This window comes from Phaeobacter sp. S60, assembly GCF_000826845.1.
In the GTDB taxonomy this organism is placed as follows: Bacteria; Pseudomonadota; Alphaproteobacteria; order Rhodobacterales; family Rhodobacteraceae; genus Phaeobacter; species Phaeobacter piscinae.
This window is the reverse complement of record NZ_JSWJ01000012.1, coordinates 324,976-347,094: the sequence shown is the minus strand read 5'-3', so window position 1 is coordinate 347,094 and position 22,119 is coordinate 324,976. Positions and strand designations below refer to the sequence as shown.

Sequence of the window (22,119 nt, the reverse complement as noted above, 5' to 3'; positions counted from 1 at the left end):
GGTCAGCTATAGTGTTTGACCGCCCCCCGGTCGACCTGTTTTCGGATCAGATGACGACCTGTACGTCCTGATCGACGATCAGTGTCGTGCCGTCATTTCCGATCGTATAGACATTATACAGCTCGCCATCGACGATGCGGGTTCCAGTGCTAGATGCGTTGCCCCCCGTCACTGTGATCTTGTCTTGGTCGTTATCGCTACCGTGAATGGTCAGCGTGTTAGAATTGTTCGACAGCGCCTTGATGTCAGCTTCGCTCAGCGTCAGCTGGGCGTCGGTGGAAAATTTCAGATCGAGGTTGTCAATATTGAAATTGCCAAGCTGGGCATGGTCAAGCGTGCCTGCGTTCGTCGCGTTATCGTCAAAGATCACAAGCGTGCTGGACGTATTGCCCAGGTTGTCACTGCGCGACAAGACAAGATGGGTGCCATCGGGAATGGGGGTTCCAAAGGCAAATTCGGTCCCGTCTTGGGGGTCTACGGTCTTGCTCGCGGCAGGCGTACTCACTGTGCCGGCCGGATCAAGAGTGTTGACCGCATAGTTGTCGGTGGCGTCCTTTGTCTCAAGCTCAAGAATGCCTTGGCCCGTAATCTTGAGTGCGTAGATCGAGGCGGGGTCCACCACGGTGTCGATATCGAACTGCTCCGTGACCGTGTCGGTGTTTCCGGCCGCATCGGTTGCCGAAATGGTCGCGAGGACCGAGCGGTCGCCGTCTGGCAGATCGTCATCGTTAAGCGTGGCGCTCCAGTTACCCAGTGCATCGACCGTTGCTGTCACCTCATTTCCATCCACAATGACCTTCACACTCGATCCGGGTTCAACAGTCCCGTTGAAGGTGACGCCAGCCTGTTGTTCTGCCTTGGTGATGATGTCATCGGCAGTCTGGTTTGGTCGAACAGTGAGCGGGTCAACAAGTGTATCGAGGGCGACAGTGTCAGAGACACTTGCGGTGTTGCCCGCGTCATCCACGATCGAAGCCGAGATTGGCAGCGTTCGTTCACCGGTCGGGATATCGTTGGCCGGGAAGGTGGTGGCCCAATTGCCGTTTCCGTCTGCGACAACTTGGCGGCTCGCCGCGCCGAGGCCAACAGTCACGGTCAGACCCGGTGTCGCGGTACCGCTGATTTCGACACCGTCCGCACGTTCGACGGCGTTGATCACATCGTCGAGTTCGATCGGGTCGGGAGATAGCGCCACAGTGCCTACAACGGTGTCTACCCGCAGGGCAGAGGAGGCCGAAGCGGTGTTACCCGCCGCGTCCGTTGCCGACACTGTGACCGAGGTATTGTATTCGCCAGCCGCCAGCGCGCCCGGCTCGAAAAGGGCGCTCCAAGTGCCATTTGCAGCCACGGTCGCAGTACGGGTCACACCCGCGACAGTTACCTCAACGGCAGACCCTGGCTCGGCAGCGCCGGTAAGCGTCACACCGGCCTGTGCCTCGGCGGCGTTGACGATATTGTCACCGCCTGCCTGATTGGGATCGATGCTGACCGCGGTCGAGGTGTCGACGCGCAGGGTGCCTGTCGTGCTCTCACTGTTCCCGGCGGCATCGGTCGCGGTGACGCTGATCGGAGCGTCATATTCGCCGGGGGTGATTTCACCAGTGGTATAAGACGCGCTCCAGCGGCCCTGTGCATCCGCTGTCACGGTGCGGGTGATGCCCTGGAAGGTGACAGCAACGGATGCACCGGCCTCAGCAGTGCCGGTCAAGGTGAGGCCGCCTGCGGCTTCCGCACCATTCAGCACGTCATCGCCCCCGGCCTGCCCGTTGTCGAGACCGACGCTGGTCGTGGTGTCGACGTGGATCTGGCTGCTTGTCGAGGCGGTATTGCCATAGGCGTCTGTCGCCGTCGCCGTCACGGTTGTGTCGTAAGTCCCATCGGCAATGTCAGACCCGGCAAAGCTCGCAGTCCATTGCCCCTGAGCATTGGCCGTCACGGTCCGGGTTGCATTGCCCAGCTGAACCACGACGCTGGCACCTGCCTCGGCGGTGCCGGTCAGATCCAGGCCGTTGTTGGCCTCGACCGCGTTGATCAGGTTGTCCCCCGCAATGGGGTTGCTGAGTGCGACCTCGGTTTCGGTGTCCACCCGGACGGTGCCGGTGGTGGAGGCTGTGTTGCCGAGTACGTCGGTTGCAGTGACCGAGACGTTGGCGTCATATTCGCCGGTCGGGATCTCGCTGGTGGCGAAATCCGCACTCCAGTTGCCCTGCGCATCCGCTGTCACGGTATGCGTGGTGCCCTCAAGCGTCACGGCGACGCTGGCACCGGCTTCGGCCTTGCCGGTTAGGGTTACACCGCTGGTCACTTCCGGCGCGGAAATCACATTGTCGCCTGCCTGAACTGCGTCGAGAGACGCCGTAGTTTCGGTGTCCACAGGGATCGAGGTTGAGGTGGAGCTGGTATTGCCACTGGTGTCCGTTGCCACGGCAGAGACGCTAGCGTCATAGGTGCCGGTTGCGATCTCCGAGCTGAGATAGCTGGCCGACCAGTTGCCCTGTGCGTCAGCTGTCACGGTGCGGCTAACCCCCTGGAAGGTCACCACAACACTTGATCCGGCTTCGGCCGTACCCGTCAGGGTGATGCCTGCCGCCTGCTCGGCACCGCTGATCATGTGATCGTTGCCCACTTGGGTGTTGATGGTCACACGGGTCTCGGTGTCGACATCAACAGTGTGGGAGGTGGTGCTGGTGTTGCCAAAGGAATCGGCGCTGGTGACTTCGATGGTGGAGCTGTAAATGCCCGTCGCCACCTCGTTCACGCTGTAGTTCACCGACCAAGTGCCGTTATCCGCGACCGTAGTGGTGCGGGTGACGCCCTGGAATTCCACGCTGACGCTGGCACCGGCTTCACCAGTACCGTTGATCACAACACCATCGGCCACTTCGATATAGTTGATGTGATCATCGCCCTCGACGGTGTTGACAGCGATCGGTGGCGGTGTGGTGTCGATGATGACCGAAGGGCCATCAAGATTAAATTCGGTTCCGTCCGGGTCCTTTACGTAGACTGTTGTCTCATACGAACCGTCCGGCGGCATGTTGGTGACCGGGAAATTGGCAACCCAGGTGCCATCGTCCTTAACCGTGACCGTTTCGGTGATGGTGCCCAGTGTCACCTCGACGGTGGAGCCAGGGGCACCGGTGCCGCTGACGACCACATCGTCGGTAGTGGATCCGGCGACGGGGTATGTTGCATCGGGGTTGTCGACGGTTGGTGTCACGGCACCGCCGCCACCACCACCACCACCACCACCACCGCCGCCAACGATGGCAGCTGCACCGACCACACCGGCTGCTGCACCAGCGGTGCCGAGACCGCCGATCAGAGGAGCCACAAGAGGCGCAACAACTGGCTCAATACGTTCTACATCAAGGAACACCATATCATCATAGGCGCTCCACTTGCCGCTCAGATCGAGGGGTTCGTAGCTGGCATAGAGCATCCCATCGGTGCGGTCCTCCAGAACCACCTCGACGAAGTTGCCTTCCTCACTGAGGAACAGGTTTTTACTTCCTGTTGCACCGGTGTTGAAGAAATCATCCAGTACCACCACCTGGCCGTCGATCAGCGTAATATGAAGGTCTTGTCCGCGCCGCGCATAGCTCTCGACATCGGACGGTCCGAGGTTCAGCGAAATGTCTTTCGCTGCTGCCGTTGCAATCGTCGCTTGGGGGGTGTCAGCAGATGTACCATGCTGCTTGGTGCCCGCCATGTCGCGGACGATGTATCCAACCGTACTCATTTTTATATACCGCTCGTCAAAGACCAAAGCGCCAGAATCGTAGCGCCAAGGTAGCCTGCATTGTTTTGCCCATCGACCGTCTCCGCGGTCATATTGCCGCCATATTGCTGCCTTCCCAGCAGCCTTGTCTAGGTTTTGATGAGCGGATTTTTACCGAAAAGATCGGGGTGTGGCTAATTTGTAGTCAATTTGCATCAAAGTTTATCGGGACATTTTTGTTAATGTCCCCCTCTGGTTGACGTTAGGGAATTGACCGAAGTGGTTTTGCGATATGTTTGCGTCAACCCGGAGCGTTCATCGGCCTTGTATCACAGGCAGTTTCTGAAACTTAGCGTAATCTGAGCGGCGCGAGTCGCGCGCAGCTTTGCCAGCCCGGGTCACGTGGATATCGCCGATGTGTGAACGAGTGTTCTTTTAAAACGCACTGGCAATTAACCAAAAAGACACCAGTTTCAGATAGGATAAAGGGCATAATTGGTGTAGAGTTGATCCTAAGTACACGACGCCGAAACCCAGGCCGCAGCTGGAATGTCACCGCTCAGAGTGACCCGCTTGTCTTGTATAGCCGGATCCGGTGCCGAGCAGAATTCAGACGAATATTTTCACGCGGACATTCCTTGGCCCTCGCGCTGGGCGCCCTCTGTCCGTGTGCGATCTTGGACCCCAGGAGGACCGGCGCGCAGTAACTAGGAGGCTAGAGCCAGATGAAAGACATTGCCGAAATCTTTGCCGAACAATATGGCGAAACGCGCGAGCAGGAGATGTCGCTGCAGGACTATCTGAATGCCTGCCGCGATGATCCCAGCATGTACGCCAATGTCGCTGAGCGTATGCTCAAGGCGATTGGCGAAGAAGAACTGGTCGATACATCGAAAGATGCGCGACTGGGGCCGATCTTTCAGAACCGCACAATCAAACGATACTCTGCCTTCAAAGATTTCTACGGCATGGAGGACACGATTGAGCGGATCGTGGGCTACTTCCGCCACGCCGCGCAGGGGTTGGAAGAGCGCAAACAGATCCTCTACCTGCTGGGCCCCGTTGGCGGCGGCAAATCCTCTCTCGCGGAACGGCTGAAGCGTCTGGTCGAGGATCAGCCGATCTACGTTCTGAAGGCAGGGGACCAGCTGTCCCCCATTTTCGAAAGCCCGCTTGGCCTCTTCGATCCGGTGCGGATGGGCAAACTTTTGAACGATGAATACGGGATCGCGCAGCACCGCCTGCCCGGGCTGATGTCACCTTGGGCGGTGCAGCGACTTGATGAATTCGGCGGCGATATCAATAAATTTTCGGTGGTGCGACTGTATCCGTCGCGGCTGCGCCGGATCTGCGTGGCCAAGGTTGAGCCGGGGGATGAGAACAATCAGGACATTTCTACCCTGGTGGGCAAAGTCGACATTCGCCAGTTGGAGCATTTCAGCCAGGACAACCCGGATGCCTATAGCTTCTCAGGCGGTTTGAACCGCGCAACACAGGGCATCCTTGAGTTTGTTGAGATGTTCAAGGCTCCGATCAAGATGCTGCACCCGCTGCTTACCGCGACGCAGGAAGGCAATTATATGGGGACCGAAAGCTTCGGCGCGATCCCCTTTACCGGCCTGATCCTTGCTCATTCCAATGAATCTGAATGGCAGCAGTTCAAGAACAACAAGAACAATGAGGCCTTCATTGACCGGGTGTCGATTGTGAAGGTGCCGTACTGTCTGCGCGTCACCGAAGAAGCGAAGATCTACGACAAGCTGATCGAGCACAGCGAACTTGCAGCAGCGCCCTGTGCCCCTGAGACGTTGAAAATTCTCAGCCGGTTCTCGGTTCTCACCCGGCTGAAGCCGCATGAGAACTCCAACCTCTATTCAAAGCTACGGGTCTACGATGGCGAGAGCCTGAAGGACACCGACCCCAAGGCGAAAACCGTGCAGGAGTATCAGGATCGCGCCGGAGTTGATGAGGGTATGAACGGGATCTCCACGCGGTTTGCCTTCAAGGTGCTGTCGACCACGTTCAACTTCGACACCGATGAGGTCGCAGCTGATCCGGTTCATCTGATGTATGTGCTGGAACAGATGATCAAGCGCGAGCAGTTCCCAACGGAGACGGAGGCAAAATATCTTGCCTTCATCAAGACAGAATTGGCGCCGCGCTATGAGGAGTTCATCGGCAACGAAATCCAGAAGGCCTATCTGGAGAGCTATACCGAATACGGGCAGAACGTGTTCGACCGGTATATCTCTTATGCTGACGCCTGGATTGAGGAGCAGGACTACAAGGACCCCGATACTGGCCAGCTCTATGATCGCGAGGTTTTGGATGCGGAGCTCAGCAAGATCGAGAAACCCGTCGGCATCGCCAACCCCAAGGATTTCCGCAATGAGGTTGTGAAATTCGCCCTGCGCCACCGCGCCAATACCGGCTCAAACCCGGCGTGGAATTCCTATGAGAAGCTGCGCGATGTGATCGAAAAACACATGTTCAGCCAGGTCGAGGAGCTGCTTCCGGTGATTTCCTTTGGCTCCAAGAAGGACAGCAAAACCGAGGGCAAACATCAGGAGTTCGTCGAACGGATGCGCAGCCACGGTTACACCGACCGGCAGGTCCGCAGGTTGGTGGAGTGGTACATGCGCGTGAACAAGGCGGGCTAACAGAAAAAGGGTGGGTGCCAGATGCATCATTTTATCGACAGGCGCGCCAATCCCAAGGGCAAGAGTTTGGGGAACCGGCAACGGTTCCTTGAACGTGCCCGCGAAAGTATCAAGGAACGTGTCGACAGATCGGTCCGAGATAAGTCGATCAAGGATGGTGGTGGCATCCCGGCCGAAGGCGAGAAGGTCACCATCCCCTCCCGCGGGCTGAAGGAACCCCGGTTTCACCATTCCCCCAAGGGGGGGCGGCGGCGCCATGTGCTGCCGGGCAACAAGGAATTCGTGGTTGGCGATACGCTGAAACGACCCCAGGGCGGTGCGGGTGAGGGCGGCAAACAGGCCTCCGAGGATGGTGATGGCGCGGATGAATTCTCCTTCACCCTGACGCGGGACGAATATCTTGAAATTCTGTTCGATGGGTTGGAGCTGCCGGATCTGGTTGAAAAGGCCACTGTAGAGACAGAAACTATCGGAACACGCCGCGCCGGGCTGACCACGGCGGGCACGCCGAATAACCTCAACCTTGTGCGGACCATGCGCAATTCCTTGGGGCGCCGGATCGCGTTGCAGCGGCCCTCCGCCAGATCTATTGCCGAGCTACAAGCCGAGATTGAAGAGCTGGAGTCGCTGCCGGAGCGTAGCGAAAAACAGCAGATCCATCTCGAGGATTTGCGCCATCGGCTGGAGGTGTTGGAGCGCAAACGTCGGGTAGTGGGCTACATTGACCCGCTGGATCTGCGGTATGATACGCATGTGCCAGAGAAAATCCGCAATTCGCGCGCGGTCGTCTTCTGCCTTATGGATGTGTCGGGTTCCATGCAGGAGCGGGAGAAGGATCTGGCGAAACGCTTCTTCCTGCTGCTGCATCTGTTCCTGACGCGCAGCTATGAACACACCGAACTGGTGTTTGTGCGCCATACCCATCACGCGCAGGAGGTCGATGAGGAGACGTTTTTCTATGCGCGCGAAACTGGTGGCACCATTGTCTCGACCGCGCTGGAAAAAATGAAGGAGATCGTCGCTGAACGGTATCCGCCGGATGAATGGAACATCTATGGCGCGCAGGCGTCTGACGGGGAAAACTTCGGCAATGACTCGGCGCGCTGCAAGGCGCTGCTGCTGGAGGATCTGCTGCCGGTTTGCCAGTACTACGCTTACGTCGAAATCGTCGATGAAAACGCAGAGATGCTGTTGAACAATCCCGAGGCGGGCGAGGATTTGTGGCAGAACTATCGGCAGGTGAAGGCACAGGCTCCGCATTTTGAAATGCAGCGCGTGTCGCAGCCATCGCATATCTATCCGATTTTCCGGGAGTTTTTCCTTCCCAAGGCAAAAGGGGCGCAGAATGCAGGCGGGTGACACTGTCGCGAAACCGATGTTCACAGGGCCGGAATGGACCTTTGAGTTGTTGGAAGTCGCGCGCGATGCGATTGAGGAAATCGCGCTCAATGATCTGGGGCTGGACGTCTATCCAAACCAGATCGAGATCATCTCGGCCGAACAGATGCTGGATGCCTATTCCTGCGTCGGCCTGCCCCTGATGTATCAGCACTGGTCATTCGGGAAGCATTTTGCCCGTGATGAGGCGCTTTACCGGACCGGGCGGCAGGGGCTGGCCTACGAGATTGTCATCAACTCAAACCCCTGTATCAGCTACAATATGGAAGAGAACACCATGGCCATGCAGACGCTGGTCATGGCGCATGCGGCCTTTGGGCACAATCATTTCTTCAAGAACAACTATCTGTTCCAGCAATGGACCGATGCGGCTGGTATCCATGATTACCTGGCCTTCGCCAAGAATTACATCTCGGCCTGCGAGGAACGCTATGGCCTCAGCGCGGTTGAGGAAATTCTGGATGCGGCCCATGCATTGCAGTCGCAGGGGGTGTTTCGCTACGGGCGCCCGCCCAAACCAACCACCGAAGAATTGGCCGCGATGCAGAAGGTGCGCGAGGGTCATGAGAGCGCGCAGAGCGTATTGGACATCTGGACCGATGCGACGTTGGGCCGGGACAAGCTGGAACAGATCAAGGATGAACCCTACAGTGCCCGCCGCAAGCTGATGAATCTGCCGCAGGAGAACCTGCTGTATTTTCTGGAAAAGCACAGTCCGGTGCTGGAGCCTTGGCAATGCGAGATCCTGCGCATTGTGCGGATGCTGGCGCAGTATCTTTATCCGCAGAAGCAGACCAAGGTCATGAATGAGGGGTGCGCGACCTTTGTGCATTATTACATCATCAACAAGCTGTTCGAGCAGGGGCGCCTGACCGAAGGCTCCTATATGGAAATGATGCACAGCCACACCAATGTAGTGCTCCAGCCCGAGTATGACGACCCGCGTTACTCGGGCATCAATCCCTACGCGCTCGGCTTTGCGATGATGCAGGATATCCGGCGAATCTGCGAGGCGCCGACCGATGAGGACCGGGAGTGGTTCCCTGATTTTGCAGGTGATCCGGATTGGCGCCGGGTGATGCGGGACGCCTGGGCCAACTACCGGGATGAAAGCTTCATCCAGCAGTTCCTGTCGCCGCATCTCATTCGCAAGTTCAAACTGTTCACCCTCGCGGATGATGCGGATCAATCACATCTGGTGGTGAGCCAGATTCACAACCGAACCGGCTATCGCTCCGTGCGCCGGGATCTCGCCCATTCTTACGATCTGGCCTATTTAGAGCCTGATATTCAGGTCACCGACGCCGACCTGAAGGGCGATCGCGAGCTGAAGCTGACCCATACCGTTCGGGACGGAATCCACCTGTCGGAGGAGGACCGCGACGAGGTGCTGAAGCACCTGCGCAGGCTATGGGGATACGATGTCAGTCTTGCAGCAGTCGATGCGGGGGAATGAGGCTGGATCAGGGGATCTGAGCCCGCAATTGCTCCTCAAGTGAGGTTTTGGCCGCCAGTATATGTTCTGCCGTGAGCCGGGCGGCCTGTTCAGCATCGCGCGCTTCGCAGGCGCGGAGAATAGCGCGATGTTCCTGGTCGCTGCGGGCCATGCCGTCACTCATGATCAACTGCGCCCGCAGATAGCGGTCGATACGATCCATCGCGCCCTCAACGACTTCGACATGGTAGGGCAGGCCGCTGACGCCATAGAGCGTGCCGTGGAATTGCCGGTTCAGCGGTCCCCATTGCATCGGATCATTGCAGGCCGCAAAGGCATCCAGATGCGCATGGGCCTGATCTGTGATCTCTTGCGTCATGTTGGCAACCGCGGCGCGGATAATATCGGCCTCAAGTTTTGCGCGCAGATCAAAAATCTCGGAGGCATCCTGCATCGACAGGGTCGCGACCACCGCTCCTTTGTAGCGCTGTGAGGTGACCAACCCCTGTTGTTCCAAACGGGCGATGGCCTCGCGTACGGGAAAGCGCGAGGTGCGAAAGGCCTTGGCGATTTCATCCTGTCGCAGGGGGGTGCCGTCAGAGAGGTCGCCGGTGATGATTGCCTTCTGCAGCGCACGAAAAATGATCGTCGCCGCAGACTCACTCTTGGAGATATCGATAGCGTGCAGTTTCAATCCGGTTCCTCGGCCAAAGCGGAGCATGTGAGGTTGATTATGCCTGTGGTTGAACCTTGCCGCCAGCCCTGTGGGCGTGTCTGATCCGGATTCGACGGATGCGCAGCCCAAATGAAAACGCAGGCCGGGTGGCCTGCGTCATGGTTTTGTCTGTAGTGTCTTATTTGCGATGCAGGATCAGAATTCGACGACGGCGCGGATCGATTTGCCTTCATGCATCAGGTCGAACCCGTGGTTGATTTCATCAAGAGACAGCTTGTGGGTAATCATCGGATCGATTTCGATCTTGCCGTCCATATACCAGTCTACAATCTTGGGCACATCCGTCCGCCCGGCCGCGCCGCCGAAGGCGGTGCCGCGCCAGCTGCGGCCTGTGACCAGCTGGAACGGACGGGTGGAGATTTCGGCACCTGCCGGTGCAACGCCGATAATGATGCTCTCACCCCAGCCTTTATGCGCAGCTTCAAGCGCGGTCCGCATCACCTGTACATTGCCCGTGGCATCAAAGGTGTAATCTGCGCCACCTTTGGTCAGCTCCACGAGATGAGCGACCAGATCGCCGTCAACCTCAGCCGGGTTCACAAAATCGGTCATGCCAAACTGCGTGGCCATCTCGACCTTGCCGGGGTTGAGGTCCACACCGACGATCTGATCCGCACCGGCCAAGCGCAGGCCCTGAATCACGTTGAGGCCAATCCCGCCGAGACCAAAGACAATCGCGCGTGAGCCGATCTCTACCTTGGCGGTGTTGATCACCGCGCCGATACCCGTTGTGACACCGCAACCGATGTAGCAGACCTTGTCGAAAGGGGCGTCTTTGCGGATCTTGGCCAGGGCGATTTCGGGCACCACGGTGTGGTTGGCGAAGGTGGAGCACCCCATGTAGTGGTAGATCGGCGTGCCATCCAGCATTGAGAACCGTGTGGAGCCGTCGGGCAGCAGGCCTTGCCCTTGCGTTGAGCGGATCGCCTGACACAGGTTGGTCTTGGGGTTGAGGCAGTATTCGCATTCGCGGCATTCCGGCGTGTAAAGCGGGATCACATGGTCGCCCACTTCCAGGCTGGTCACGCCTTCGCCCACTTCGACCACGACGCCTGCACCCTCATGGCCCAGAATTGCCGGAAAGATCCCCTCGGGATCATCACCAGAGCGGGTGAACTCATCCGTGTGGCAAAGACCAGTTGCTTTGATTTCGACCAGCACCTCGCCCTTTTTCGGGCCTTCGAGGTTCACCTCCATAATCTCCAGCGGTTTGCCCGGGGCAACGGCCACAGCGGCGCGAGTGCGTATCATGGTGAAATTCCTTTGTTCTGTCTGTGACGGCAGGCGCCAATTGCGCTGAGCCGCATATTGGCAGACCCGTTGGGGGGGCGTAAACCACCCGCCGTCGCGGGATGTGCATTTCTTGCTGTCGCCAGTCTAACGATGCTGATCAACTGCGCCCTGAAAAAATACGACAGCGGGGCTTCCGTTCCCGTCATCCCGGAGCCAGTTCGCGCTCAGGGTGGCTTCGATGTTGAAAGGATTTAATTTCACACGGATAGGCTCTTGACCTTCCTGTGACTGGAAGCCCCATATCAGCGAAGTTACGATCTTAATGACAATGTCTGGAAGGTGTCAGCCATGGAAAAATCACATGTCAGGGAGCGGACTATTGAGGTGACCGGCCTGAGCTGTGCGGGCTGTGTTGGCCGGGCAGAGCGGGCGTTGGCTGCGGTGCCAGGGGTGAAGGAGGCGTCCGTCAATCTGGCAACCAGCAAGGCGCGCGTTGTTGGTTCGTCCGAGGTATCGGCGGAGGGTCTGCGCGGAGCCTTGAAAACGGCCGGATACCCGGCGGCAGAGGCGACGGTTGAGTTGCAGATCAGTGGTCTCACCTGCGCAAGCTGCGTTGGTCGCGTCGAACGCGCTCTGCAACAGGTCGACGGGGTGGTTTCGGCAGACGTGAACCTTGCACAGGAGCAGGCCCATGTGACCTATCTGGCCGGGGTGCTGACTGCGGAGGATCTGCTGAAGGCCAGCAAGCACGCAGGTTATCCCGCGACCCCAATCGGGAACACGCAAAGCGACGCCGATAGCCTGAAGGTTGAAAAGGAAGCTGAAATTCAGCGTCTTGGCTGGGAATTCCTTATCGCCGCGGCCCTGACGCTACCTGTCTTTGTGATTGAGATGGGTGGCCATATGATCCCTGCGCTGCACCATTGGGTTGCGCGCACCATCGGCACCGGAAACAGCCATATTCTGCAATTCCTGCTGACAACACTGGTGTTGTTTGGTCCCGGTCTGCGGTTCTACCGCCAGGGGGTGCCTGCGCTGCTGCGCGCTGCGCCGGATATGAATGCGCTGGTGGCGATCGGGACCGCGGCGGCCTACGGGTATTCGGTGGTGGCAACCTTTGCCCCGGACCTGCTGCCTGCGGGAACCGCCAATGTCTACTACGAGGCGGCAGCGGTAATCGTCACCCTGATCCTGTTGGGGCGCTGGCTGGAGGCCCGCGCCAAGGGGCGCACCGGCGCTGCGATCCGTGCTCTGGTCGGGCTGCAGCCCAAGGTCGCGTTGGTTGTTACGGGCACCAAGGCGGAGGAGCGTCCGGTCTCGGAGCTGCGTGTCGGCGATCATCTGCGGGCGCGACCGGGTGAGCGGATCGCCGTAGATGGCACGGTTTTGACCGGACGCTCCTTTGTTGATGAGAGCATGATCACCGGAGAACCGATTCCCTTGGAGAAAGCTGATGGCGATGTGCTGACGGCAGGCACCATCAATGGGGCTGCGGTTTTGGACTATCGCGCCACCCATGTCGGCGCCGATACGCTGCTGGCGCAGATCGTGCGCATGGTGGAGCAGGCGCAGGGCGCCAAACTGCCGGTGCAGGCGCTGGTGGATCGTGTGACACTGTGGTTTGTCCCGGCGGTGATCGTGATTGCGGCGCTGACGGTCGCTGTCTGGCTGCTGTTTGGCCCGGACCCGGCCCTGCCCTTGGCGCTGGTTGCGGGGGTGTCTGTGCTGATCATCGCCTGCCCCTGTGCAATGGGGCTGGCGACGCCAACGTCAATCATGGTTGGGATTGGGCGTGCGGCACAGATGGGCGTGCTGTTTCGCAAGGGAGACGCTCTGCAACGGTTGCAGGATACGCGCGTGGTTGCTTTGGATAAGACGGGCACCCTGACGGAAGGCCGCCCGACACTGACCATGCTGCGCTGTGCCGACGGGTTTGACAGGGCCGGGCTGCTGCCACTGCTGGCGGCGGCAGAGGCCCAGTCGGAACATCCGATCGCACGGGCCATAACAGCGGCAGCGGGGGCGGATATCCCGCAGGCGACAGAGGTCGAGGCCATCCCAGGATATGGTTTGCGTGCCACTGTAGCGGGCCAGCTGGTTCTTATCGGGGCTGCACGACTGATGACGCGTGAGGGTGTTTCCTGTGCGCCATTTGAGGAGGAGGCTGAGAGTCTCGCCGCGCGCGGTGCAACCACGCTATATGCGGTAGTTGATGGGCGCCTGGCCGGGTTGGTGGCCGTAACCGATCCCGTCAAAGAGGGCAGCCGTGCCGCTGTAAAGGCCATGGCTGCGCAGGGGCTGAAGGTTGCGATGCTGACCGGCGATGGGGCGGCCACGGCGCAGGCTATCGCTGACGATCTGGGGATTGAGATCGTTGAAGCGAACTGTTTGCCCGGTGATAAGGTGAGCGCATTGGAGGCGCTGCAGAAGCAACATGGGGCCCTTGCCTTCGTTGGTGACGGGATCAATGATGCCCCGGCTCTCGCGGCGGCAGACGTCGGGATTGCAATCGGCACTGGCACCGATGTGGCCATTGAGACAGCTGATATCGTCCTGGTCTCTGGCGACCTGCGCGGGGCGGTCAACGCCATTAAGATCAGCCGGGCGACGTTGCGCAATATCCGGCAGAATTTGGGGTGGGCCTTTGGTTACAATATACTTCTGGTGCCTGTGGCTGCGGGAGTCCTTGTGCCCTTCGGCGGGCCGCTTTTGTCGCCTGGATTGGCGGCTGGTGCGATGGCGCTGTCCAGTGTGTTTGTGCTCAGCAATGCGCTGCGCTTGCGTGGGCTGCGGTCGGACATAGGTCAGTCAGAGACACCGGCGGATCCAACACCCGCGCAGCAGATGAAAGAGGTGCGACCATGAACATTGGTGATGTGGCCAGCCGCTCTGGCCTGCCGGCCAAGACCATTCGCTACTATGAAGACATAGGCCTGATCAAACCGCGGCGCAGCGATAATGGCTATCGTTGTTTTGCGGAGACCGACCTGCACAAGCTGGCGTTTCTGGGCCGCGCCCGCGCGCTTGGCTTTACCATCGAAGATTGCCGGACGCTGCTTGCGCTTTATGAGGATGAGAGTCGTGCCAGTGCCGATGTGAAACAATTGGCGCAGGAGCATCTCGACAAGATCAATATCAAGATCGCCGATCTTGAAGCGATGCGGGATACGCTGTCGGAGCTGGTGACCTGTTGCGCAGGTGACAGTCGGCCTGACTGCCCCATTCTGCGTGATCTGTCGCAGCCACCTGAAACGGATGAGTAACCGGGCGGTTCAATCAGATCAGCCGATGTTTGTGATGTAAGGTGACGCGCGGCGCATTCGAGGCCCTATGCAACTCGGGAGGGTTAGGCAGTAGGGCAACAGCAGCCGAGGGAGGAGCGGCTCTTGCTGCGAATGCGTCGCGCGCATCAACGAGATAAGGTGCGCTATCCGCGCAAACAAGAGGGGAGAGCCGCCTGACGCCGCGTCCGCAATCCTCAGCATAAAACAGCCGAAAGAGGGGCGAGCGGAGGGCCCGCGACAACCCCGGCCCAAGAGGTTGTGCGCGAAGGGTCTCAGCAGTTGGCAGCGCGCAGACCTAAAATGGCACGGGCTTCGGCGCATGTTGCCACAGGGCGGTTGTAGTGATCACATAGATCTGCGGCGCGGCGCACCAATGCGGCGTTGGAGGGCGCAAGCGTATGGCGGTCCAGCCGCAGATTGTCCTCCAGCCCGGTGCGTGTGTGACCACCCGCTGCGATGGCCCATTCGTTGACGTCCAGCTGACCGGCACCAATCCCAGCGGCGCACCACTGCGCGTCCGGAGCAAGCCGCTGCATGGTCTTCACGTAATAATCGAAGACGTCGCGGTCCACCGGCATAGCGTTTTTGACACCCAGTACAAACTGCACATAAAGCGGGGCCTTCAGTCGACCGTCCCGTGACATCGCCACTGCCTGGTGAATGTGCGAGAGGTCAAAGGCCTCAATCTCCGGTTTGACGTCATACGCCAGCATCTGCTCCGCCAGCCAGTCCACCAGATCCGGTGGGTTCTCATAGACGCGGGTTGGGAAGTTGTTGGAGCCGACAGAGAGCGAAGCCATGTCGGGTCGCAGCGACAACATGCCGCCGCGTTCGCGCCCGGCCCCTGACCGCCCGCCAGTCGACAGCTGGATGATCATATCAGGGCAGTGATGACGGATCCCGCCCATGAGCCGGGCGAAGCGGTCGGGATCCGAGGTCGGCGTCTCATCCTCAAGCCGGACATGGCAATGTGCGATGCTGGCACCGGCTTCATAGGCTTCATGGGTGCTTTCGATCTGCTCTTCAATGCTGATTGGTACGGCCGGATTATGAGCTTTGCGCGGAACAGAGCCGGTAATGGCGACGCAGATGATGCAAGGATTGTTCATGATCAGCCTCCTCAGATATCAAAGAACACGGTTTCATCCGGTCCCTGTAGATGAATGTCGAAGCGATAGACCAAAGGTGTTTCGGCGGTGTCCGTGTCTGCTTGCCCCTGCCTGCGAGCGAGGAGAGTGCTGCGTCGAGCGGTCTGCTCAATCAGCTTCAACACAGGGTCGTTACCGTTCGCTTCATGCTCTTCCTCGAAGTAGAGCCGGGTATTCAGGCCAACGTTGATGCCGCGCGCCACAATCCAGAGGTTGATATGGGGCGCCATCATTTGGCCGCCGCGGCCGTGAACCGGACCGGGCTTCACGGTTTCAAACTGCCAGTCGCCGGTATCAAAATCTGAAATCACGCGCCCCCAGCCCCGGAATCCGGCCTCGACCTGTTGCGGCTCCCCTTCCGGTTGGGGCGTCTCCCGGTGCGCATATATCCCCTTGGCGTTGGCCTGCCAGACCTCGATCAACACATCTTTCAGCGGGGCGCCAGTGCCATCCAGAACCCGACCTTCGATGCGAATACGCTGGCCCTTGGCCTCTGGCCCCGCGATATCCTGCCCCAGCTCGGTCTCGTAGATGTCAAACCCGGCAGCGCCGGGAGCCAGACCGATATGGACATAAGGCCCTGCAGTTTGTGAGGGTGTTTCCTTCAGCGACGTCATCAGTTCCCCTCCATTCGGTTCTCGAACATCGTCGACCGACGTCCGCGCAGAACGATGTCAAACCGATAAGCGATCATATCCAGTGGGCGGGTTTCATTCATATCGAGCCGCGCGATCAACTGCTGTACGGCGACTGGATCCGGGATGGTGCTGACAATGGGGCAGCGAGCAATCAGCGGGTCGCCTTCGAAGTAAAGCTGGGTGATCAGGCGCTGGGCAAAGGCGCTGCCGAAGACCGAAACGTGGATATGCGCCGGACGCCAGTCGTTGATACCGTTGCGCCAGGGATAGGCCCCCGGTTTCACCGTGCGAAAGGCATAGGCGCCATTGTCATCTGTCAGCACCCGACCGCAGCCTCCGAAATTCGGGTCTAATGCGCCCAAATAGCCGTCTTTCTTGTGCCGGTACCGGCCAGAGGCATTGGCCTGCCAGATTTCGACCAACGTGTTGGGGACAGGTCGTGCGTTTTCGTCCACGACCCGGCCATGCAGCAGGATCCGCTCGCCTATCGGACTGCCGCCATCACGCGCGAAATTGGTCAGAAGATCGTTATCGCCTTCTGCGATGTCAGTTGGCGCAAAGGTCGGGCCGGTGATTTCGCTCGCCGTGTTCTCCAGACTGAGCAGGGGCAATCGCGGTGACCGGCTAACCGATGTTTTGTAGTCCGGTGTAAAAGCGGGCGGGTGCCAGCGGCGGTCGCGGGAGAAGTAATCAGGGGGCGTCATGGCTGTCTCCTGCATGACCGTCTGTGGCCTCTTTTTCGGCGGCCATCTCGGCATAGGTTGTCTTGGCGAGCTTCAACGCATGATTGGCGCGTGGCACCCCGGCATAAATGGCGACATGCTGAAAAACTTCTGCAATATCTTCGGGGGTTGCCCCTGTGTTTGCGGTCGCGCGTATGTGCATCGGGATCTCGTCAAAATTGCCGAGCGCTGCCAAGAGCGCGAGCGTCAGCATAGACCGCTCGCGGCGGCTGATCTGATCTGAAGCCCAGACCGTGCCCCAGGCGACCTCGGTAATCAGCTGCTGAAACGGCGCGTCCAACGGGGTTGTGGCCGCATCTGCGTTGGTGACATGGGCGGCTCCCAAGACCTCTCGGCGAATGTTCTGACCTGCGTCATACTGTGGCTTGCGCATCTGCTTCTCCATTCGCTATGTGTTATCTCATATCGTAATTGGTCTGTATAATCCTGCAATATGGATAGTTTTATGTCGAAAATGATATGCGTCTTTCGTCTCAGTTGAAACTCCGACATCTGGAGGTCTTCGTTGAGGTTGCGCGAAAGATGAGCGTCACCCAGGCGGCGGAGCGGTTGGGTATGACCCAACCGGCGGTGACGCGCGCTCTGCGTGAGCTGGAAGCGGTCTGTGAGAAGCCGCTGGTGGAGAAGCATGGACGCGGTATTCGTCTGTCTGCCTATGGTGAAATGTTTCGGGACTATGCCGGACGCAGCTTGGCACTGACGCGTGATGGTGTTGATCTGCTGCGCGGGCTGGATGCGGCGGAAGGATCGAAAGTCACTATTGGGGCTTTGCCAACGGTATCGGCCACCGTGGTGCCAGACGCGCTGGCCAGTATCTGGGAGCAAGGCGGGCGCAACCGGTTTTCGGTGATGTCAGGTGACAATCAATATCTCCTCGATCTGTTGCGACGCGGAGAGCTGGACGTCGTGGTGGGGCGTTTGCCTGCGCCTGAAAACATGGTCGGCTTGGATTTCGATCCGCTGTTTCGCGAGCGGGTCACGGTGGTTGTGGCGCCGGACCACCCACTGACAAGGTTGGATGCTGCGCATCTGCCGGATGCCCTGTTCGGCAAATACCCGGTGCTGATGCCGCCGCCTGCGTCGATCATACGTTCCTCAGTTGAGCGGATGTTCCTGGAGCAGGGCATCCCGATGCCCGATGCGCCCATCGAGACGGTGTCGTCGACGTTTGGTCGCCAATTCGCGTTGGCCCATCAGGCCATCTGGGTGATCAGCCACGGCGTTGTGAGGTCCGATCTTGCCAGCGGTGTTCTGGTGGCACTGCCCTTGGATACGGACAGCACCCGTGGGCCAGTGGGGCTGTGCCTGCGCAGTGAACATCGCCTGTCCCCAGCCGCCGCGAGATTCTGCGCTGCACTGAAAAACGTCTGCAGCTGACAGCGACGATACGACCTATTTTGGTGATGCTGTAGGCGGTTGATCCGATGCGAATGTTAGGTGCTTTCTGCGAATCTGATAGCCTGTTTTTCTGGCTCTGACGCAGGGTCGCGTGGATTGACAGGTGAAAATGTATCTCTCTACTCTGGGTTTAATCGCGGTAACGAGCAGGCTTGAGGAGGCCTGCATCGTGCAAAAATACGCGAAAGCCGCCCTGAACGGGCAGGGGAGGACATCTTGGACGGAGTGCAGCTGCTGGTCAGCGGGCTTGCGAATGGCTGTGTTTACGGCCTGATCGCGCTTGGCTTTGTGTTGATCTACAAGGCGACCGAAGCGGTCAATTTCGCGCAGGGCGATTTCATGATGCTCGGCGCCTTTGTCACGCTGGGGCTGACCAACGCCGAATATCTGCATCTGCCGTTTTGGTTGGCCGCGCCTTTGTCGATCGCGATCATGGCCGGGCTCGGGTATCTGCTGGATCTGGTGATCCTGCGCCATCTCTTTGGTCAGAACCAGACGGCGGTGGTCATCCTGACCATCGCGCTCGGCTTTGTCATTCGGTTTTTCGCGGGTGCCATCTGGGGGCATGAACCGCAAACGCTAGAGAGCCCGCTTGCCCTCGGTGATGTGCAACTTGTAGGGGTTGTTCTGGGCTTGGCGGATCTGGCGATCATCATTGTGACCGTGCTGCTGACCTGGTCGCTCTATCAGTTCTTTCAGCGCACCAAGCTGGGGCTGGCGATGCAGGCGGCCAGTCAGAACCAGATGGCGGCGTATTTCATGGGCATTCCTGTCAAGCGGGTGCAGGGGCTGATCTGGGGGCTCTCCGGGGCAACTGCGGCGGTTGCGGGCATTCTCTTTGCCTCCAAAGGGGCGATTGATCCGAATGCAGGGCTGCTGGGGATCAAGGCCTTTGCAGCAGCGGTCATCGGCGGTTTCGGCTCGCTGCCTGGTGCCTTGGCAGGCGGGTTGATCGTGGGTGTCATTGAACCCTTTGCCGCGCGATACCTCGCGGCTGGGTATTCACAGATTGCCCCCTACGTGCTGTTGCTCGCGGTGCTGGTGTTCCGCCCACACGGCCTGTTCAGCCAAGTCCGCACAAAGAAGGTTTGAAGCCATGCGGATCCAGTTCAAAACCAGCTACGACCACGATATCCGCCTGTTTCCCGACCGTCACAGCCTGCTCGTTTATGGCGCATTGATCGCATTGGCACTGGCGCTGCCGCTGCTGATCAATGAGTTCTACATTGGCGAAGTCACAAATGTTCTGATCTGGGCGATCGCCGGACTGGGGCTGATGTTGCTGACCGGGCAGACCGGTCAGGCCAGCCTTGGCCACGCCGCGTTTCTGGCAATTGGCTGCTATGCTAACACCATCCTGATCGAACAAGGGCTGCCTTTTGTGGTGGCCTTTCCGCTGGCAGGGGTGATTACCGGGATCGTGGGGGGCATCATCGCCATTCCGGCGCTGCGTCTGCACGGGATCTACCTAGCTATTGCGACGATTGCCCTGTCGATCCTTGCCGATGATATCATCGTTTTGCTGGAACCCTGGACCGGTGGTGTCTCGGGTAAGTTCCCTGATGTGATCCGCCTGTTCGGTATTGAGATCGAGCGTTGGACGATGCCGGTCCGGTTCTACTATCTTGTGCTCGGTGTCACGGTAATCTGTACGTTGTTTTATCGAAACTTGCTGCGCTCACCGTTTGGCCGGGCCTTTGCCGCAGTGCGCGACAGTGAGGTCAGCGCCACCGCGATGGGGGTTCATATCGCCCGCACCAAGGCGACCGCTTTCGGGCTGAGCTGCATGATCACCGGTTGGGCCGGGGCGTTGATGGGCTACTACGCTGGCGCTTTCAACAATGAAACATTTTCCCTGGTGATCTCCATCACCTTGTTGATGATGATCGTCATCGGTGGGCTTGGATCCATCCATGGCGCGTTCTTTGGCGCGGTGGTGGTTGCGTTCCTGCCGCAGGGGCTGTCGATCCTGAAGGACAGCGTGCTGGGCAGTGGTGTTGCCATTCCGGGGCTGGAAACCGGCGTCTTCGGGATGATCCTGATCCTGTTCATCCTGTTTGAACCAATGGGCCTCTATGGGCGCTGGTTGAAGATCCGTATCTGGTTTGAGCTGTTCCCCTTTGCCCGCAAAGACATGTTCCGCCGCCAGAAATCGTATCTCAAGACGGAGCGCCTCAGATGAGCCTGTTGGAGATTGAACATGCGACGCTGAAATTCGGCGGCGTGGTGGCGGTGAACGATCTCAGTTTCTCGGTGGAGGAGGGGGAGGTCTATGCCATCGTTGGTCCTAACGGGGCTGGCAAGTCGACGGTTTTCAACCTGATTTCCCGGTTTTACCAACCGCATTCGGGCCGTCTGAGTTTTGACGGGCAGGACTTGCTGCAGTCCAAAGCCGATGCGGTGGCCGACTTGGGCATTGCGCGCACGTTCCAGAATATCGAGCTGTTCGACCATGCGACCGTGTTGCAGAACCTGCTGGTCGGGCGGCATCGCCACCGGCGTAGCACGCTGATGGAAGAGCTGTTCTTTTCTCCGCGCGTCCGGCGCGAAGAGCGCTGCCACCGGGCCGCGGTGGAAGAGGTGATCGACTTCCTCGACCTGCAGGCCTACCGCGACAAGATGATCGCCGGGTTGCCCTATGGGGTGCGCAAGGTGGTTGAACTGGGCCGCGCGCTGGCGTCCGGCCCACGGCTTTTGCTCTTGGATGAGCCCGCGTCCGGCCTGTCGGTTGAAGAAACTCAGGACATGCGCTGGTGGATTGATGATATTCGCAAGCAGATGGGGATCACCGTTCTTATGGTGGAGCACGATATGGGGCTGGTCTCCAGCGTATCGGACCGGGTGCTGGCGCTGGCGGATGGCGCCAAATTGGCGGAAGGAACCCCGGCTGAGGTTCAGGCCGATCCTGCGGTGATTGAGGCCTATTTGGGCGCGGGGGCGGTGTGATGGGGGCAGCCTTGTTGGACATCCGCAATCTGGAGAGTTTCTACGGTCCCATCATGGCCATTCGCGGTGTCTCCCTCTCGGTGGAGGCTGGTCAGATCGTCACTGTTCTGGGTGCAAATGGGGCCGGGAAATCGACGCTGCTAAAGACAATTTCTGGGATCATGGATCCTGAAAAGGGCAGTGTCAGCTTTGATGGTGAAGAGATCCAAGGCGAGGAGCCACACCGCATTGTCCGGCGCGGCATCGTGCATGTGCCGGAGGGACGGGAGGTTTTCCCCCTGTTGACTGTTGAGGAAAACCTGACACTGGGCGCCTACACCCGCCGGGATCAAGCGGAGATCGAGCGTGATCGCCAGATGGTGTTTGACTATTTTCCCATTCTGGCGGAACGGCGCCACCAGGAGGCCGGGACGTTGTCCGGCGGTCAGCAGCAGATGCTGGCGATTGGCCGCGGCCTGATGCTGCGCCCGCGGATCATGCTTCTGGATGAGCCAAGCCTGGGGCTGTCGCCGCTACTGGTGCAGGAAATTTTTGGCATCCTCAAACGGCTGAACCGTGATGAGGGGGTGACCATGATGCTGGTAGAACAGAACGCGCGTATCGCACTTGAACTGGCTCATGTCGGTTATGTCATGGAAATCGGGCGCATTGTCATGGACGGCAGCGCCGACCGGCTGATGGAGAGCGAGGATATCAAATCCTTCTATCTGGGCCATCAGGAGGCGGGCCAACGCAGTGAAAAACGCTGGAAGCGCAAGAAGACATGGCGCTGACCAAGA

Annotated in this window: 17 protein-coding genes; 10 read left to right on the top strand and 7 right to left on the bottom strand. The window is 59.1% G+C overall.

Going from position 1 to position 22,119, the window contains the following annotated elements:
- Positions 1-46 precede the first annotated feature (46 nt).
- Entirely contained in the window at positions 47-3,742 is a 3,696-nt protein-coding gene (locus tag OO25_RS13600; RefSeq protein ID WP_040180706.1) for an Ig-like domain-containing protein, read from the bottom strand.
- A 704-nt stretch (positions 3,743-4,446) separates the two neighbouring features.
- On the opposite strand from OO25_RS13600, the gene OO25_RS13595 reads away from it, so the two are divergent.
- From OO25_RS13595 to OO25_RS13585, 3 genes are read left to right on the top strand one after another with little or no spacing between them, the layout of a single operon-like run.
- Entirely contained in the window at positions 4,447-6,381 is a 1,935-nt protein-coding gene (locus OO25_RS13595) for a PrkA family serine protein kinase (RefSeq protein ID WP_040180704.1), read from the top strand.
- 21 nt (positions 6,382-6,402) lie between these two features.
- Positions 6,403-7,740, top strand: coding sequence for a YeaH/YhbH family protein (locus OO25_RS13590; protein WP_040180702.1), 1,338 nt, complete (start codon positions 6,403-6,405; stop codon positions 7,738-7,740).
- Complete coding sequence (locus OO25_RS13585; protein ID WP_040171456.1) at positions 7,727-9,235, top strand: SpoVR family protein; 1,509 nt, start codon at positions 7,727-7,729, stop codon at positions 9,233-9,235. Before OO25_RS13590 ends, OO25_RS13585 begins: the two co-directional genes overlap by 14 nt.
- A gap of 7 nt (positions 9,236-9,242) precedes the next feature.
- On the opposite strand, the gene OO25_RS13580 is transcribed toward OO25_RS13585, so the two are convergent.
- Positions 9,243-9,908: a GntR family transcriptional regulator gene (locus OO25_RS13580; protein ID WP_040180744.1), complete on the bottom strand. Its 666-nt coding sequence runs from the start codon at positions 9,906-9,908 to the stop codon at positions 9,243-9,245.
- A 177-nt stretch (positions 9,909-10,085) separates the two neighbouring features.
- Positions 10,086-11,201 carry an S-(hydroxymethyl)glutathione dehydrogenase/class III alcohol dehydrogenase gene (locus OO25_RS13575; protein WP_040171450.1) on the bottom strand — a complete coding sequence of 372 codons (1,116 nt, stop codon included), beginning with the start codon at positions 11,199-11,201 and terminating at the stop codon, positions 10,086-10,088.
- A gap of 330 nt (positions 11,202-11,531) precedes the next feature.
- Here OO25_RS13575 and OO25_RS13570 point away from each other — a divergent pair, with 330 nt between their 5' ends.
- On the top strand, positions 11,532-14,048 hold the full coding sequence (locus tag OO25_RS13570; protein WP_040180701.1) for a heavy metal translocating P-type ATPase: 2,517 nt from the start codon (positions 11,532-11,534) through the stop codon (positions 14,046-14,048).
- Positions 14,045-14,446 (top strand): Cu(I)-responsive transcriptional regulator, encoded by a 402-nt coding sequence (gene cueR, locus OO25_RS13565; protein ID WP_040180699.1) that lies wholly within the window; start codon positions 14,045-14,047, stop codon positions 14,444-14,446. Before OO25_RS13570 ends, cueR begins: the two co-directional genes overlap by 4 nt.
- A gap of 293 nt (positions 14,447-14,739) precedes the next feature.
- Here the strand turns inward: cueR and OO25_RS13560 are convergent, their stop codons facing one another.
- Genes OO25_RS13560 through pcaC form a run of 4 tightly spaced genes read right to left on the bottom strand, consistent with a single transcriptional unit; the run spans position 14,740 to position 17,369 of the window.
- On the bottom strand, positions 14,740-15,576 hold the full coding sequence (locus OO25_RS13560; RefSeq protein ID WP_040180698.1) for a 3-keto-5-aminohexanoate cleavage protein: 837 nt from the start codon (positions 15,574-15,576) through the stop codon (positions 14,740-14,742).
- Between the two features lie 11 nt (positions 15,577-15,587).
- On the bottom strand, positions 15,588-16,232 hold the full coding sequence (gene pcaG, locus OO25_RS13555; RefSeq protein WP_040180697.1) for a protocatechuate 3,4-dioxygenase subunit alpha: 645 nt from the start codon (positions 16,230-16,232) through the stop codon (positions 15,588-15,590).
- Positions 16,232-16,957, bottom strand: a complete 726-nt coding sequence (gene pcaH / locus OO25_RS13550) for a protocatechuate 3,4-dioxygenase subunit beta (protein ID WP_040180695.1) — start codon at positions 16,955-16,957, stop codon at positions 16,232-16,234. The genes pcaG and pcaH overlap by 1 nt, the downstream gene beginning before the upstream one ends.
- Complete coding sequence (pcaC, locus tag OO25_RS13545; RefSeq protein ID WP_040180743.1) at positions 16,944-17,369, bottom strand: 4-carboxymuconolactone decarboxylase; 426 nt, start codon at positions 17,367-17,369, stop codon at positions 16,944-16,946. Before pcaC ends, pcaH begins: the two co-directional genes overlap by 14 nt.
- Before the next feature lie 86 nt (positions 17,370-17,455).
- Between pcaC and pcaQ the strand changes: the two genes are divergently transcribed.
- The 5 genes from pcaQ (at position 17,456) to OO25_RS13520 (ending at position 22,113) form a co-directional block, all read left to right on the top strand.
- Positions 17,456-18,373, top strand: coding sequence for a pca operon transcription factor PcaQ (pcaQ, locus tag OO25_RS13540; RefSeq protein ID WP_040180694.1), 918 nt, complete (start codon positions 17,456-17,458; stop codon positions 18,371-18,373).
- 237 nt (positions 18,374-18,610) lie between these two features.
- Positions 18,611-19,486, top strand: a complete 876-nt coding sequence (locus OO25_RS13535) for a branched-chain amino acid ABC transporter permease (protein WP_040180692.1) — start codon at positions 18,611-18,613, stop codon at positions 19,484-19,486.
- 4 nt (positions 19,487-19,490) lie between these two features.
- Positions 19,491-20,576: a branched-chain amino acid ABC transporter permease gene (locus tag OO25_RS13530; protein WP_040180691.1), complete on the top strand. Its 1,086-nt coding sequence runs from the start codon at positions 19,491-19,493 to the stop codon at positions 20,574-20,576.
- A complete protein-coding gene (locus OO25_RS13525) occupies positions 20,573-21,340 on the top strand; it encodes an ABC transporter ATP-binding protein (protein WP_040180689.1) in 768 nt (255 codons plus the stop codon). Before OO25_RS13530 ends, OO25_RS13525 begins: the two co-directional genes overlap by 4 nt.
- On the top strand, positions 21,340-22,113 hold the full coding sequence (locus tag OO25_RS13520) for an ABC transporter ATP-binding protein (protein ID WP_040171429.1): 774 nt from the start codon (positions 21,340-21,342) through the stop codon (positions 22,111-22,113). Before OO25_RS13525 ends, OO25_RS13520 begins: the two co-directional genes overlap by 1 nt.
- Positions 22,114-22,119: the final 6 nt, after the last annotated feature.

Bases quoted from the DNA above. Each gene is read 5' to 3' on its own strand.
- OO25_RS13600 (WP_040180706.1), bottom strand. From the start codon at position 3,742: ATGAGTACGGTTGGATACATCGTCCGCGACATGGCGGGCACCAAGCAG.
- OO25_RS13595 (WP_040180704.1), top strand. From the start codon at position 4,447: ATGAAAGACATTGCCGAAATCTTTGCCGAACAATATGGCGAAACGCGC.
- OO25_RS13590 (WP_040180702.1), top strand. From the start codon at position 6,403: ATGCATCATTTTATCGACAGGCGCGCCAATCCCAAGGGCAAGAGTTTG.
- OO25_RS13585 (WP_040171456.1), top strand. From the start codon at position 7,727: ATGCAGGCGGGTGACACTGTCGCGAAACCGATGTTCACAGGGCCGGAA.
- OO25_RS13575 (WP_040171450.1), bottom strand. From the start codon at position 11,201: ATGATACGCACTCGCGCCGCTGTGGCCGTTGCCCCGGGCAAACCGCTG.
- OO25_RS13570 (WP_040180701.1), top strand. From the start codon at position 11,532: ATGGAAAAATCACATGTCAGGGAGCGGACTATTGAGGTGACCGGCCTG.
- cueR (WP_040180699.1), top strand. From the start codon at position 14,045: ATGAACATTGGTGATGTGGCCAGCCGCTCTGGCCTGCCGGCCAAGACC.
- OO25_RS13560 (WP_040180698.1), bottom strand. From the start codon at position 15,576: ATGAACAATCCTTGCATCATCTGCGTCGCCATTACCGGCTCTGTTCCG.
- pcaG (WP_040180697.1), bottom strand. From the start codon at position 16,232: ATGACGTCGCTGAAGGAAACACCCTCACAAACTGCAGGGCCTTATGTC.
- pcaH (WP_040180695.1), bottom strand. From the start codon at position 16,957: ATGACGCCCCCTGATTACTTCTCCCGCGACCGCCGCTGGCACCCGCCC.
- pcaC (WP_040180743.1), bottom strand. From the start codon at position 17,369: ATGCGCAAGCCACAGTATGACGCAGGTCAGAACATTCGCCGAGAGGTC.
- pcaQ (WP_040180694.1), top strand. From the start codon at position 17,456: ATGCGTCTTTCGTCTCAGTTGAAACTCCGACATCTGGAGGTCTTCGTT.
- OO25_RS13530 (WP_040180691.1), top strand. From the start codon at position 19,491: ATGCGGATCCAGTTCAAAACCAGCTACGACCACGATATCCGCCTGTTT.
- OO25_RS13525 (WP_040180689.1), top strand. From the start codon at position 20,573: ATGAGCCTGTTGGAGATTGAACATGCGACGCTGAAATTCGGCGGCGTG.
- OO25_RS13520 (WP_040171429.1), top strand. From the start codon at position 21,340: ATGGGGGCAGCCTTGTTGGACATCCGCAATCTGGAGAGTTTCTACGGT.